General features: G+C 46.3%; 12 protein-coding genes and 1 pseudogene. 3 read left to right on the top strand and 10 right to left on the bottom strand.

The window, feature by feature from the left end; translation table 11 throughout:
- Window positions 1-6 precede the first annotated feature (6 nt).
- From C2745_RS02255 to C2745_RS02300, 10 genes and pseudogenes are all read right to left on the bottom strand, one after another.
- Window positions 7-390: pseudogene (locus C2745_RS02255) on the bottom strand (C40 family peptidase); the annotation flags it as partial.
- A gap of 127 nt (window positions 391-517) precedes the next feature.
- Window positions 518-2,170 (bottom strand): PhoH family protein, encoded by a 1,653-nt coding sequence (locus C2745_RS02260; protein ID WP_215384748.1) that lies wholly within the window; start codon window positions 2,168-2,170, stop codon window positions 518-520.
- Window positions 2,171-2,402: 232 nt separating this feature from the next.
- Entirely contained in the window at window positions 2,403-2,870 is a 468-nt protein-coding gene (locus C2745_RS02265) for a peroxiredoxin (RefSeq protein WP_215384750.1), read from the bottom strand.
- A gap of 41 nt (window positions 2,871-2,911) precedes the next feature.
- Window positions 2,912-3,829 carry a polysaccharide deacetylase family protein gene (locus tag C2745_RS02270; protein WP_215384751.1) on the bottom strand — a complete coding sequence of 306 codons (918 nt, stop codon included), beginning with the start codon at window positions 3,827-3,829 and terminating at the stop codon, window positions 2,912-2,914.
- A 22-nt stretch (window positions 3,830-3,851) separates the two neighbouring features.
- Window positions 3,852-4,898 carry a bifunctional UDP-4-keto-pentose/UDP-xylose synthase gene (locus tag C2745_RS02275; protein WP_215384753.1) on the bottom strand — a complete coding sequence of 349 codons (1,047 nt, stop codon included), beginning with the start codon at window positions 4,896-4,898 and terminating at the stop codon, window positions 3,852-3,854.
- 25 nt (window positions 4,899-4,923) lie between these two features.
- A complete protein-coding gene (locus C2745_RS02280; protein WP_215384755.1) occupies window positions 4,924-5,793 on the bottom strand; it encodes a formyltransferase in 870 nt (289 codons plus the stop codon).
- On the bottom strand, window positions 5,794-6,756 hold the full coding sequence (locus C2745_RS02285) for a glycosyltransferase (protein ID WP_215384757.1): 963 nt from the start codon (window positions 6,754-6,756) through the stop codon (window positions 5,794-5,796).
- 41 nt (window positions 6,757-6,797) lie between these two features.
- A complete protein-coding gene (locus tag C2745_RS02290; RefSeq protein WP_215384759.1) occupies window positions 6,798-7,961 on the bottom strand; it encodes a DegT/DnrJ/EryC1/StrS aminotransferase family protein in 1,164 nt (387 codons plus the stop codon).
- Window positions 7,962-7,974: 13 nt separating this feature from the next.
- Entirely contained in the window at window positions 7,975-9,666 is a 1,692-nt protein-coding gene (locus C2745_RS02295) for a glycosyltransferase family 39 protein (protein ID WP_215384761.1), read from the bottom strand.
- Entirely contained in the window at window positions 9,666-10,043 is a 378-nt protein-coding gene (locus C2745_RS02300) for an Mth938-like domain-containing protein (RefSeq protein WP_215384763.1), read from the bottom strand. Before C2745_RS02300 ends, C2745_RS02295 begins: the two co-directional genes overlap by 1 nt.
- Before the next feature lie 79 nt (window positions 10,044-10,122).
- On the opposite strand from C2745_RS02300, the gene C2745_RS02305 reads away from it, so the two are divergent.
- Genes C2745_RS02305 through thrC form a run of 3 tightly spaced genes read left to right on the top strand, consistent with a single transcriptional unit; the run spans window position 10,123 to window position 14,148 of the window.
- Entirely contained in the window at window positions 10,123-11,379 is a 1,257-nt protein-coding gene (locus C2745_RS02305; RefSeq protein ID WP_215384765.1) for a pyridoxal phosphate-dependent aminotransferase, read from the top strand.
- Window positions 11,376-12,686 carry a homoserine dehydrogenase gene (locus tag C2745_RS02310; RefSeq protein ID WP_215384767.1) on the top strand — a complete coding sequence of 437 codons (1,311 nt, stop codon included), beginning with the start codon at window positions 11,376-11,378 and terminating at the stop codon, window positions 12,684-12,686. Before C2745_RS02305 ends, C2745_RS02310 begins: the two co-directional genes overlap by 4 nt.
- 19 nt (window positions 12,687-12,705) lie before the next feature.
- Window positions 12,706-14,148, top strand: coding sequence for a threonine synthase (gene thrC, locus C2745_RS02315; protein WP_215384769.1), 1,443 nt, complete (start codon window positions 12,706-12,708; stop codon window positions 14,146-14,148).
- Window positions 14,149-14,170: the final 22 nt, after the last annotated feature.

Consider the following 14,170-nt stretch of genomic DNA (forward strand, 5'->3'; position numbering starts at 1 on the left):
TTATTGGGGCGTGAAACGTCGCGCCTCAGTGAACTTCGCCGCCCAGTATGGTGAGGTAATGTAGTCAAGGCGCACCGTTCCGCCAGCGCTAGGTGCGTGCACAAATCTGCCTTGCCCCACATAGATTCCTGCATGAGAGTATTTTTCTCCAGTGGTGTTAAAGAACACTAAATCACCAGGCGCAGGAGGTTGGCCTTCGATGCTTACACCTTTGGTGCTCATCAATTGAATCGTGCGCGGTAGTTTGATCCCTGCCGCTTTGTTATAGACGTAAACAATGAGGCCACTACAGTCAAAACCGCCTTTAGGGGTATTGCCACCATAGCGGTAAGGTACATCTACCAAACCCACTGCCGCAATAGAAATATCCTCGGTGCCAACACTGGTGTCTTGCTTGAATTGAGAAACTCTAGAGGAGGATCCTGATTTGCCGCCGAATGTGCTGCATCCACTTAGGATGAGTAAGCTACAAATAAAAATGCCGCACCCCAGGAGAGTGCGGCATGAGAGAGGTTGCTTAGAGTGCGTCAGCAGCATGATCCGCAAGACGTGAGCGCTCACCGCGTGCCAGGGTCACATGACCACCATGACGCCAGCCTTTGAAGCGATCCACTACATAAGTGAGTCCAGAAGAGCCTTCGGTTAAGTAAGGCGTATCAATCTGGGCAATATTACCTAAGCAGACAATTTTAGTTCCTGGGCCTGCACGCGTTACCAGGGTTTTCATTTGCTTTGGAGTTAAGTTTTGTGCTTCATCAATAATCACAAACTTACTAACAAAAGTTCTGCCGCGCATGAAGTTCATACTCTTTACTTTGATGCGTGAGCGAATGAGCTCCTGTGTGGCGGCACGACCCCATTCACCGGCTCCGCCATCTTCATTGCGCTGAAGCACTTCAAGGTTGTCATCAAACGCACCCATCCAAGGCTGCATTTTTTCTTCTTCAGTTCCTGGTAGGAAGCCAATGTCTTCACCAACCGGGACGGTTGCACGGGTGATGATGATTTCGTTATAGCGTTTGCTATCCAATACTTGCTCAAGACCAGCGGCCAAAGCGAGTAAGGTCTTCCCGGTGCCGGCTTGGCCTAGTAGGGTTACAAAATCAACATCTGGATTCATGAGGAGATTCATGGCAAAGTTCTGCTCGCGGTTGCGTGCAGTAACGCTCCATACATTGTTCTTCTGATGAGAGAAGTCTCTTAACGTCTGCAGGAGAGCGGTCTTGCCATTGATTTCTCTTACCTGTGCATAGAAGGGTGTTGAGCCATCAGGATTTTCTTGGTAGACAAACTGATTCACCAGCATGCTTTGCACGGCTGGACCCGTAACTCTGTAGAACATCGTTCCAGATTTAGAGTCTGCCCAGCTTTCCATATCTTTGCCATGCTTAGGCCAGAAATCTGCGTTCAGCTGCATAACACCGGCATACATCAAGTCACGATCTTCTAGTACTTGATCGTTGAAGTAATCTTCTGCAGGCAAACCTAATGCACGCGCTTTAATGCGCATATTGATATCTTTTGATACCAGCACTACCTCTTGGCCTTTGCGAGTTTTCTGTAACTCGCTAACTACTGCCAAAATCAGGTTGTCACCTTTGCCTTCAGGTAGACCCTCTGGCAAAGCTTGAATGGCTAATTTGGTTTGAAAAAACAGGCGACCAGTTACGTCTGTATTGCCTAGTTTGTTGAGTGGGATACCTTCATCTAATGTGCCGCTAGTACCAGCAATGAGTTGATCCAGGGATCTGCTGACAGTACGGGCATTGCGGGCTACTTCAGTCATACCCTTCTTATGGTTATCTAACTCCTCAAGAGTGGTCATCGGTAGATACAGGTCATGCTCCGAGAAGCGGAATAAGGAGCTTGGATCATGCATCAATACATTGGTGTCTAAAACGAATAGGCTAGGGGGTCCAGTGCGAATTACACGTTTTGGCTTTGCTGGTGCAGTCACTTTCTGTTCATTGCGAACTGGACTACGATCAGCTTTAATTTTTTCGAGAGCAACTTCTGCTGCTGATAAATCTTCTTCGGCTTCACTGGTCCAATCGGAGGCTTCTACCACCACTGGTTTTGCTGGAGCGGGGCGTTTCTTTAAATCAGGAGTATCTTTGCGACTGAGTTTCACTTGATCAGCAATTTGAGTGGGGATTGGGGGCAGTGGCATGGACTCTCCTAAAAGAAAAAACCGCCAAGCGGAGTGCATTGACGGTTTATTACGAAACTAGTTGCAACGATGTTCAAAAAACGGCGGGGGTTGCTCTCCAAACCTGTTCTGAAATATTCAGGTTTCTGATTCAAACGGATTGTCAGACTTTCCCGTCGTTTACGGTGCATATGAATCACTTTACCCCAAATTTTGGGGTTTGCAAGCACCTCAGAACAAATTGTTGTAAAAATTATTTAGCGTCTTGGGCTGCTTGTAATACTTCTGTCACATGCCCCGGAACCTTGAGTCCGCGCCACTCTTTGACAAGCTTGCCGGATGAGTCGAATAGGAAGGTGCTGCGCTCGACCCCACGGACTTGTTTGCCATACATATTCTTCATCTTCATAACGCCAAAGATCTGACAAAGCTTTTCTTCGGTATCGGCCACTAACTCAAAAGGGAGTTGTAATTTGCTACGGAAGTTGTCATGTGATTTGAGGCTATCTCGGGAAACCCCTACCACCAAGGCATTGGCTTTTGTGAAGGCTTCAATGTTGTCCCTGAATTCACCTGACTCGGCAGTGCAACCAGGCGTCATATCTTTAGGATAAAAATAGAGAATCAGTTTTTTGCCTTTTGCAGACGCTGGTGAAAACGTTAGTCCAGAAGTTGCTGGAATGGCGCACTGTGGCATCGGTTTACCAATTGCTACTGTCATGATGATCCTTCTTTAGTTATTTTGTCTCTAGTTTTGTTGGATTAATTATTCTGAATAATTAAATCGCCGCTGCGATTAGGGATTTCACCCCAAGTAAGTGGTAGTAAAGCTATTTTATCGAGTTGCTTGGTAGCTTCCCAGGATTTATGAAGTTCGCCCATCGTTACCAAATCATGGCCTTGATTTAGCCATCCGGCTAATAGCTGCTCAAATGCCGGCAGAAGCTTTTGGCCTTCAAGCTCGGCATGCAAGGTAAAGACCTGATCATTGGGATTACTTTGGGTGATTTCCAGCAGCTTTTTAACTGCACCAAACTCATCAGCGCCATCAATGCCAATCAGCTCATCAAAGGTGGGCAGTGTCGTTGGGTATTGCACGTGCTTGGCTTTGCCTGAGGGTAGAGCAAGGCGATAGGGCATTAAATTAGGTTCTGCTCTACCGTCAGAAGAATAAGTAATGCCCCATTGATCGAGTTGCTCAAATGCAGCTTCGTTCATCTGCCAACCAGCGGCACCATAGGTCACTGGCGCGTGACCAAAAATTTCTACAAAACGATCCCAACTTTTTTGCATCATTGCTTTGGTCCAGGATGCATCCTGATTACGCACTGCATCCTGCCAGGCAACATGATCCCAAGTGTGGATGCCAGTCTCGTGACCAGCTTGATCAATAGCGCGCATTTCTGCGGTAGCTTTTTTGCCAATATCGGGACCGGGAATTAGAACGCCATAGAGCAGGGTTTTAATGCCATAGTGTTCGACAACGGAAGTTCGACTCACTTTTTTCAAAAAGCCCGGGCGAAAGACTCGCTTTAATGCCCAGCCAGTATGGTCAGGCCCAAGACTAAAGAGGAAGGTTGCCTTAAGTCCAAAGCGCTCCAGAGTGCGAGCTAGATTCGGTGCACCTTCTTTGGTGCCGCGTAAGGTATCAACATCAACCTTGAGAGCAATCTTAGCCATGAACCTTGAGGTTTACTTTCTCTTACTCTTTATCGACCAAGCTACGCGCTTTTTCTACATCTTCGCGATAGGCTTCAAAAATATTCTTGAGCGCATCAGACATCGTAGTGGTTGGCTTCCAACCTAGTTCGCTCATCGTGTTATCAATTGCTGGCACGCGATTTTGTACGTCTTGATAGCCTTCACCATAGTAGGCGCCAGAAGTGGTTTCTACAATCTTCACTTCATTAGCGGTCTTTGCATATTCAGGAATGCTGCGAGCAATTTCTAGCATCTGATTGGCGAGCTCACGAATTGAGTGATTGTTCTTTGGGTTACCAATGTTGTAGATTTTGCCGTTAGCAATACCATCTTTGTTATCAATGATGCGCATTAACGCATCGATGCCGTCGTCAACATAGGTAAAGGCGCGTTTCTGGGCGCCACCATCAACGACGTTGATAGACTCGCCGCGAACAATGTGACCCAAGAACTGAGTGACCACGCGTGAAGAACCTTCTTTTGGTGTGTAGATACTATCTAAGCCAGGGCCAATCCAGTTAAATGGGCGGAAGAGGGTGAAGCGCAAGCCTTCCATGCCATAGCCCCAGATCACACGGTCCATTAGCTGCTTGGAGCAAGCGTAGATCCAACGCGGTTTGTTGATTGGGCCATAAACCATATTAGATTTAGCAGGATCAAATTCGCTGTCTTCACACATTCCATAAACTTCGGAAGTTGATGGAAACACCAAATGCTTTTTATATTTCACTGCAGAACGTACGATTGGAAGATTTGCTTCGAAGTCGAGTTCAAATACTTTGAGTGGTTGCTGCACATAAGTTGCAGGAGTTGCGATTGCAACTAAAGGTAGGATGACATCGCATTTGCGAATGTGATATTCAACCCATTCTTTATTGATGGTGATGTCACCCTCAAAGAAGTGCATGCGAGGATGATTAACTAAGTCACCAAGGCGATCATTTTGCATGTCCATGCCATAGACGTCCCAATCGGTTGTCTCTAGAATGCGCTTTGAAAGGTGGTGGCCAATAAAACCGTTAACACCAAGAATGAGTACTTTTTTCATCTTTACTGCCTCGTTTTAATCTAATTTATTTGCTTGCTGGAAACCATTCCAAAACTTCAACAACTTGATGGTCACCACAAATGCCGAATACCCGATTATCAACCACTTGGATGCCGCAAACCCCAAGATCGAGATTGGCTGGAAATGGCCCTTTTAGGCTTGTGCGGGCCACAATCATGGCAAGACCCTCATGATCAGTAAATGCGCCTGGATATGGGGGTGCAACGGCTCTAACCAGGTCATGAACCTGTTTAGCTGTCTGATTCCAGTGAATTTGGCCATCCGCAGGCTTTCTGCCCCCGAAATAACTCCCTTTTTGGAGTTCATTGGGCTGGCGGGGAACATTTCCCTGGATCAGGCTTGGCAAAACCTGGTGGATGACGCTTACAGCAGCCTGATTAACTTTTCCAAATACATCGGTGGCTGTCTCGTCGGGGCCAATGCTGACTGCTACTTGTCCAACAATATCTCCGGCATCAGGTTTTGCTTCCATGATGTGCAAGGTGGCGCCAGTTTCAGTTTCCCCATGAAGGATGGCCCAATTTACTGGTGCGCGTCCTCGATACTTGGGGAGCAACGAGCCATGCATATTGAGTGCAGCAATCTTGGCGCATGCCAAAATCTGCTCCGGAATCATAAAGCGATAGTAGAAAGAAAAAATGTAATCAGGTGCCATTGCCTGAAGCTTCGGAATTAAATTCGCAAGTTCTTTGACATTGGGTGTGATGTAGGGAATATTTTTTTCGGTACAGAGTTTGGCTACGCTACCAAACCACACATTTTCATTGGGATCATCTTGATGGGTAACTACAAGATCGACTTGTATGCCGGCATCAAGAAGTGCTTTCAGGCAATTAACGCCTACATCGTGATAAGCAAAGACGACTGCGTGCAATTATTTTTTCTCTAAAACAGTTTGCACAACATAACGTGGACGTTTACGAATCTGTTGATAGATACGACCAATATATTCGCCTAAAAGTCCAAGTCCAAAGAGCATGACGCCAATTAGGAAGAAGGTGAGTGCGAAGAGGGTAAATACTCCTTCAACCTCAGCGCCTAGAACAAAGCGGCGCACCAGCAGATAGGCGAATAGGCTGCCAGCAGCAAGGGATAGCAGCATGCCGAGGATCGAAAAGATCTGCAGCGGCATGATAGAAAAGCCGGTGACCAAATCAAAGTTGAGACGAATTAATTGATACAAGGTGTACTTGGACTCACCAGCAAAGCGCTCTTCATGTTTGACGGAGATCTCAACTGGATTTGCAGAAAAGGTATACGCCAAGGCTGGAATAAAGGTATTACTTTCATCGCATTGACGAACCAAATCAACAATACGACGGCTGTAGCCGCGCAACATGCAGCCTTGATCGGTCATCGTGATGCGAGTAATATTTTCGCGCAATCGATTCATGGCGCGTGATGCAAATTTTCTAAAGAAGCTATCCTGACGATCAGCGCGAATCGTGCCGACGTAGTCATGACCTTTTAAAAGTTGCTCTGTGAGCGCATCAATCTCTTCCGGTGGATTTTGTAAGTCCGCATCCAAGGTGATGATGTATTCACCTTTAGCATATTCAAAGCCAGCCATGATCGCCATATGCTGACCAAAGTTGCTATGAAATAAAACAGCACGGGTGACATCGGGTCGCAACTCAACTTGCTTGGAAAGGATGCCGGCAGAGCGATCTTTGCTACCGTCATTAACAAAAACGATTTCGTAGGCAATCTTCCGTTTAGTAGCGAGCGCATCAAGCGCCGGATAGAGACGATCAAATAGCGCTTGGAGACCATCTTCCTCGTTGTAAACGGGAATAACAATGCTGAGTGTTGGGTTGGCAACTAGATTTGCAGTCATGCCGCAATTTTGCCTGATTCTGTGGGTCTAGCCTAAGAACACTAGTTTTTGAGGTATTTCTGCAAAATTCCGACTAATCCCTTGGCTATACGGCCAATATCCTCATCCGCCATTGCAGGAAACAAAGGGAGCGTTAGGATGGATTTGCCAATGCGCTCGGCAATGGGCGTGTCAGAGGTTTTGTAACCCTGGTTTTGATAAAGCGTAAAGCCAGTGATAGCAGGGTAATGAACGCCGGTACCAATACCAAGATCCTTTAACTCGGCCATGATTTGGGCGCGATCTGTATTTAATTGATCAAGCGGCAAAACCACTTGGAACATGTGCCAGTTGCTATCAGTAAAGTTTTCAACTGGAAGCTCTAATTTCAAATCATCTAATGAGGCAGCTTTTAATTCAGCACGAATGACATCAAAGTATTGGCGCGCTAAGTCGGCGCGACGCGCTTGATATGCGGGGAGCTGTTTGAGCTGCTCAAGACCGATGGCTGCATTGACATCCGTCAAATTATCTTTTCCACCCAATACGTCAACATCCATTCCGTCCATACCTTGACGGGTTAATCCTTGGAGACGGAATTTCTCAGCAAGCTTTGCTTCATCGACATTGTTTAAAACAAGACAGCCACCTTCAACGGTCGTCAGATTTTTGTTGGCCTGAAAGCTAAAGCTTACTAAGTCGCCAAAGCTGCCAATCTTCTTGCCTTGCCATTGAGATCCAAAGGCTTGGGCTGCATCTTCAATGACGCGCAGATTGTGTTGCTTAGCCAATGCGTAGAGTTGATCCATGTTTACCGGTAGGCCTGCCAAATAGACTGGCATGATGGCGCGGGTCTTTGATGTAATAGCGCTCGCAACTTTAATAAGATCAATGTTGCGTGTTACTGGATCAATATCTGCAAATACCGGTTTTGCGCCAACACTCAAGATGACATTTGAGGTTGCTACCCAAGAGATGGGGGTTGTGATGACTTCATCGCCTGCTCCAATGCCTGCAACCTGCAATGCAATTTTCATTGTGGCGGTGCCATTAGCAAAGCAACGCACTGGACGACCACCAAAGTACTCACTTAGAGTCGCTTCAAACTCTGCCAACTTAGGGCCTGATGTCACCCATCCAGAGCGCAATACTTCTGATACAGCGTCAATCGTTTCTTGATTAAAGCTCGGACGCGTAAAAGGGATGAATGTTTGGTTGTTTGACATGATGGTTTAGATATTACTGCGTCAGACTTGATGTGTCAGGATGTTTCACAATAACTCTGCGCGAGTCCCGGCCGATTTCTACCATTGGGAAATTTTGAGCCTGAAGAGCGTCAAATTGCTCTGGAACCATGATGGCATAGGCAGTCTGATCTTCTTTCCAGCGGCTAATAAATGCATCGAGAGTTGGCATCCAGAGCTCGGGCTCTTGTTTGACGCCAAACTCGAGCTCATCTGGAGACTCCACCATGATCATGGTTCTGCCTAAATAGAAAGGCACTGTGTGATCTAGCAGGCGAACAGAATAGAAGTTCACTTTTTCTGGAATAGATGTTTTAACACTTTTCACAAGATCAACGCCGGATACTGCGCGTCCTAAAGTTTCGTGACCTGTTCCCGCAATGATCGCGCAGAGAAAAAATCCACATGCAAAACTCACAATGCTTTGTATGCCATTGCGTTTGCTTTGCCATGCTGCATAGGCACTAAAGATAACTAGCGCCGCCAAAGCGGCGATCACCCAGTAAACATATTGTGCATAGGCTTCAATTTCATCAGGTCTTGCTTGTTTGCCAATAGCATCTAGAAAGAAAAAGCCAAAACATCCGAGCAAAGAAAATCCAAGCACTTGTAATTTCCATGGCAATGTCATGGTGTTGGTATGCCCAAGCAAGCGGTCAAGACGATTGCCAATAATTAATGCAAGTGCAGGAAAAATAGGGATGATGTAGCCAGGCAACTTTGAACGCGAGACGCTAAAGAATGCAAAGATCACCACAAACCAGCACACTAATAACCAGCCAGCAGAGAATTCGCGACGACGCTCACTCCAGGCTTGCGTAATGGCACCAGGAATTTGCAAGACCCATGGAAGCAGGCCAATTAATAGCAGGGGTACAAAGTAATAAATTGGCCCTGTTCTACTGTGTGCATCTTGCGTAAAGCGCTGCAGATGCTCGTGAATAAAGAAGAACTCTAGAAACTCTGGATTGCGCTGCGCAACCAGAACAAACCAAGGGGCGGTGATTGCTAAGAACAAAATGGTGCCGCTAAATAAACGTAGGCGAGTCCAGATCTTCCAATCCCAAGTGCTAATCGAGTAGGCGATAAATACCATTGCAGGAATCGCTGCGCCAATAACACCCTTGGATAAAGTTGCGAGCGCCATAAAAATCCAGCAAGCCCACATCCAGTTGCGACAACTACTTTTGTTGTGAGAAGTTTGTGCAATCAATAGACTGCACAGTGCCGCTACTAAAAAAGAAGATAGACCCATGTCGAGTGAGTTGAAGTGTCCGCTGATGACCCACATCGGACTCGAAGCCAATGTCACTGCAGCCAACCATCCCGCTCTCGCGTTATAAATCCGTGCGCCAGTAAATCCGACTAAAAGAATAGTTAGGAAACCGGTGAGCGCAGTCCAAAGACGTGCTTGCCAATCACCAACCCCAAACACTTGAAATGCTGCAGCAGTTGCCCAAGCTTGCAATGGTGGTTTTTCAAAATACTTGTAACCGTTGTAGCGCGGTGTGACCCAGTCACCCGTAACCAACATCTCGCGGGCGATCTCTGCGTAACGTCCCTCATCAGATGGAATCAAGTGGCGGTAATTGAGGGTGCCAAACCACAATAAGCCGTAAATGATGACCAATAGCAAAATCTTGCCTGGGTGCAGGGCTGATGACTGCCGAATTTGGCCAAATTGCATTAGGCGGGCTCCACCATCAGGGCTAGCAGGACTTGGCGTCCTTCGCCTACCAAGATGTTGTAAGTGCGGCAGGCGGCTTGAGAATCCATGATTTCAAAGCCGATTTTGGCCTCAATAAGAGATTTGAGGAGTTCCGGCCTAGGGAAATGCTGGCGGCTACCAGTCCCAATGAGGATTAATTCTGGTTTTAAATCAATGAGTTGCGAGAAATGACCCGCTTCCAAATCAGCAAATGTCTGAGGTGGCCAATTTGAGATGGCGCCATCCGAACTAAGGACAACGGCATGGGCGTAAGGCGTCTTATTGATCTCTACATAGCCATCGCCGTAGCCAGTGATCGTATTCGCTCCGGAATGGGGGTCAGATTGAAGCTTCAAGTGGACTCTCTGTCATAATTATGTGGATTATAGCTAGCTGTTTTTTCTCATATTTCAAGAACTTACCCTTAAATTTATTGTGAAACCGATCCGAAAGTCCCAAAAGCTCGATAACGTCTGTTATGACATACGTGGGCCGGTGCTCGAGCTTGCTCAGCGCATGGAGGAAGAGGGTCACAAAATTATCAAATTAAACATTGGAAACGTAGGGGTTTTCGGTTTTGATCCTCCTGAAGAGATTCAGTTGGACATGATTCGCAATTTGAGTAATGCATCGGCATATTCCGACTCCAAAGGAATCTTCTCTGCTCGCAAAGCCATCATGCAGTACTGCCAAGAAAAAGGCATTCAAGGCGTGACCTTGGATGATGTGTATACCGGTAATGGCGTTTCCGAACTCATCGTTCTTTCGATGAACGCGCTCTTGAATGATGGCGATGAAGTATTGGTGCCAACACCAGATTACCCGCTGTGGACTGCAGCAGTGAGTTTGTCTAGCGGCACACCTGTTCACTATCTTTGTGATGAATCCAAGGATTGGGCTCCAGACTTAAATGATTTGCGTAAAAAAATTACGCCACGCACAAAAGCGATTGTGGTGATTAACCCAAACAATCCTACTGGTGCAATTTATTCAAAAGAAGTTTTGCTTGAGTTAACTCAAATTGCCCGCGAACATGGTTTGATTTTGTTTGCCGATGAGATTTACGACAAGATGTTGTATGACGGTGAGAAACATATCTCTCTCGCGTCTTTATCGACCGACGTAGTTACCATTACCTTTAACGGCCTTTCTAAGAATTACCGTTCATGTGGTTACCGTGCTGGTTGGATGATCGTTTCAGGTGATAAAGAAATGGTTCGTGATTACATCGAGGGTTTAAATATGCTGGCCTCGATGCGTCTGTGTGCAAACGTTCCTGGCCAATACGCGATTCAAACTGCCCTTGGCGGATACCAGAGTATTAATGACTTGGTTGGTGAGGGCGGTCGTCTTGCAAAGCAGCGTGATCTTGCATGGAAACTTATTACAGATATTCCGGGTGTTACTTGCGTCAAGCCAAAATCTGCTCTGTATTTATTTCCAAGGTTGGATCCAGAGGTTTATCCAATTGAAGATGACCAGCAATTTGTTGCCGATCTTCTAAAAGAAGAAAAAGTATTGTTAGTGCAGGGCTCTGGTTTTAACTGGGGCAAACCTGATCACTTCCGCGTAGTGTTCTTGCCTCATGAAGATGTGCTTAAGGAAGCTATTGGCCGCCTTGCACGTTTTCTGGAGCGTTATCGTAATAAGCACAGCCGTAAGGCTTCTTCAACTGCAGCAAAGGCATCATGAAACCGATTCAAGTAGGTCTATTAGGTATTGGCACTGTTGGTGGTGGCGTATTCACTGTTCTCGAGCGCAACCAAGATGAGATTCAGCGTCGTGCTGGACGTGGTATTCGCATTAATACCGTTGCCGATTTAAATGTAGAACGCGCTAAAGAATTGGTTAAAGATCGCGCCCAAGTGGTGAGTGACGCTCGTGCGGTTATTAATAATCCTGAGATCGATATTGTTATTGAGCTCATTGGTGGTTACGGTATTGCTAAGGACTTGGTTCTTGAGGCAATCGCCGCCGGTAAGCACGTTGTAACAGCTAATAAAGCATTAATTGCCGTTCACGGTAACGAGATTTTTAAAGCCGCCCATGCCAAAGGTGTGATGGTTGCATTTGAAGCTGCAGTTGCTGGCGGCATTCCAATTATTAAAGCTTTGCGTGAAGGCTTAACAGCTAACCGTATTGAATGGATTGCCGGCATTATTAACGGCACAACCAATTTCATCTTGTCAGAAATGCGCGATAAAGGTTTGGATTTCGCAACAGTACTTAAAGAAGCCCAACGTTTAGGCTATGCAGAAGCAGATCCTACTTTCGATATCGAAGGAGTTGATGCTGCGCATAAAGCGACCATCATGAGTGCGATTGCATTTGGTATTCCAATGCAGTTTGAAAAAGCGCACATTGAAGGCATTACTAAATTAGATGCCATTGACATCAAATATGCTGAGCAGTTGGGCTATCGCATTAAGTTACTTGGTATTGCCAAGAAAACTTCCACAGGTGTTGAGTTGCGCGTTCACCCAACCTTAATTCCTTCTAAGCGTTTGATTGCAAACGTTGAAGGTGCAATGAATGCCGTTCAAGTTTTTGGCGATGCCGTTGGCACTACTTTGTATTACGGTAAGGGTGCTGGCTCTGAGCCAACAGCGTCCGCGGTGATTGCTGACTTAGTGGACATTACACGCTTATTGAGTGCCGATGCTGAGCATCGCGTTCCTTACTTAGCCTTCCAGCCTGATTCTGTACAAGATACGCCAGTATTACCAATTGGCGAGATCACTACAAGCTACTACCTGCGTCTACGTGTTGCTGATCAAGCTGGCGTGCTAGCCGATATCACTCGTATCCTCGCTTCGCATGGCGTATCAATCGATGCACTTTTGCAAAAAGAGGCTGATGAGGGTGAGAGCCAAACCGACTTAGTTGCTTTGACTCATGAAACTAAAGAAAAGAACATGCTTGCTGCAATCAAAGAGATCCAAGATCTCAAGACGGTTGCTGGCGAAGTGGTGAAGATCCGTTTAGAAAATCTGTCCTAAGTAAAATTCAGCAAAATACATGCGTTACCAATCTACTCGTGGCAATAGTCCACAGCAAACCTTCCTAGAAATTTTGTTAGGTGGATTAGCGCCTGATGGCGGCTTGTATTTGCCTACCCAGTATCCGCAAGTAACTGCCGCACAGTTGGATGCTTGGCGTGGCTTGTCTTATGCTGATTTGGCTTATGAAGTATTGAGCCTGTATTGCGACGATATTCCTGAAGCAGATTTACGCGCACTCTTGCGGAAAACCTATACCGAGCAGGTGTATTGCAATGGACGTCCGCAAGATAACGCGAGAGACATTACGCCACTGCATTGGCTAGGCGAAGAGCGGGGAACACGCATCGGTCTCTTGAGTCTCTCCAATGGACCAACGCTCGCCTTTAAAGATATGGCGATGCAATTGCTCGGCAACCTCTTTGAATACGCTCTCAAGAAAAAAGGTCAGAAGCTCAATATTTTGGGCGCGACCTCTGGTGATACTGGCAGCGCTGCTGAATATGCAATGCGTGGCAAAGAGGGCGTAAAAGTATTTATGCTTTCACCACGCGGCAAGATGAGTGCATTCCAGTCTGCGCAAATGTATTCCTTGCAAGACCCCAATATTTTTAATTTAGCAGTATCTGGTGTCTTTGATGATTGCCAGGACATTGTTAAGGCAGTAAGCAATGATCATGCATTTAAAGCAAAGAACCAAATCGGCACCGTGAACTCCATTAACTGGGGTCGTGTAGTTGCTCAGGTGGTGTATTACTTCCAAGGTTATTTGTTAGCAACAAAATCAAGCTCTGAAAAAGTATCTTTCACTGTACCTTCTGGAAACTTTGGAAACGTCTGCGCGGGCCACATTGCTCGTATGATGGGCTTGCCTATCGAACACCTGATTGTTGCCACCAATGAGAATGACGTGCTGGATGAGTTCTTTCGTACTGGCATCTATCGTGCGCGCAAGTCTGCGGAAACATTGCATACCTCCAGTCCCTCAATGGACATTTCTAAAGCAAGCAACTTTGAGCGCTTTGTATTTGATTTCATGGGGCGTGACGGTAAAGCTACTGCGGGCATGTTCAAGCAAGTCGATGAAGCCGGTGGTTTTGATATTTCCAAAGATGCGGTATTTAAAGAGCTTGGTCAGTACGGCTTCCAATCCGGTCGCAGTACCCATGAGAATCGCCTAGAAACCATTCGTGATGTTGATCAACGCTATGGCGTCATGATTGATACTCATACGGCCGATGGCGTGAAAGTGGCTCGTGAGCATTTGCAAGCAGGCATTCCAATGATTGTTCTGGAGACGGCGCTACCAATTAAGTTTGAAGAAACGATTGAAGTGGCTTTGGGGCGCCCTGCAGAATGCCCGCCTGCATTTAGAGACATCAAGTCCAAGCCGCAGCGTGTAGAAAATATTGATGCTGATGTGAATCAGGTTAAAGCTTTCATCACAACACATCTAGATTAATTTTTAATCTAGAAAATTCAAG

The sequence above is a fragment of the Polynucleobacter sp. AP-Kolm-20A-A1 genome (assembly GCF_018688315.1).
GTDB lineage: Bacteria > Pseudomonadota > Gammaproteobacteria > Burkholderiales > Burkholderiaceae > Polynucleobacter.

Bases quoted from the DNA above. Each gene is read 5' to 3' on its own strand.
- C2745_RS02295 (WP_215384761.1), bottom strand. From the start codon at position 9,666: ATGCAATTTGGCCAAATTCGGCAGTCATCAGCCCTGCACCCAGGCAAG.
- C2745_RS02265 (WP_215384750.1), bottom strand. From the start codon at position 2,870: ATGACAGTAGCAATTGGTAAACCGATGCCACAGTGCGCCATTCCAGCA.
- C2745_RS02270 (WP_215384751.1), bottom strand. From the start codon at position 3,829: ATGGCTAAGATTGCTCTCAAGGTTGATGTTGATACCTTACGCGGCACC.
- C2745_RS02285 (WP_215384757.1), bottom strand. From the start codon at position 6,756: ATGACTGCAAATCTAGTTGCCAACCCAACACTCAGCATTGTTATTCCC.
- thrC (WP_215384769.1), top strand. From the start codon at position 12,706: ATGCGTTACCAATCTACTCGTGGCAATAGTCCACAGCAAACCTTCCTA.
- C2745_RS02260 (WP_215384748.1), bottom strand. From the start codon at position 2,170: ATGCCACTGCCCCCAATCCCCACTCAAATTGCTGATCAAGTGAAACTC.
- C2745_RS02275 (WP_215384753.1), bottom strand. From the start codon at position 4,898: ATGAAAAAAGTACTCATTCTTGGTGTTAACGGTTTTATTGGCCACCAC.
- C2745_RS02290 (WP_215384759.1), bottom strand. From the start codon at position 7,961: ATGTCAAACAACCAAACATTCATCCCTTTTACGCGTCCGAGCTTTAAT.
- C2745_RS02310 (WP_215384767.1), top strand. From the start codon at position 11,376: ATGAAACCGATTCAAGTAGGTCTATTAGGTATTGGCACTGTTGGTGGT.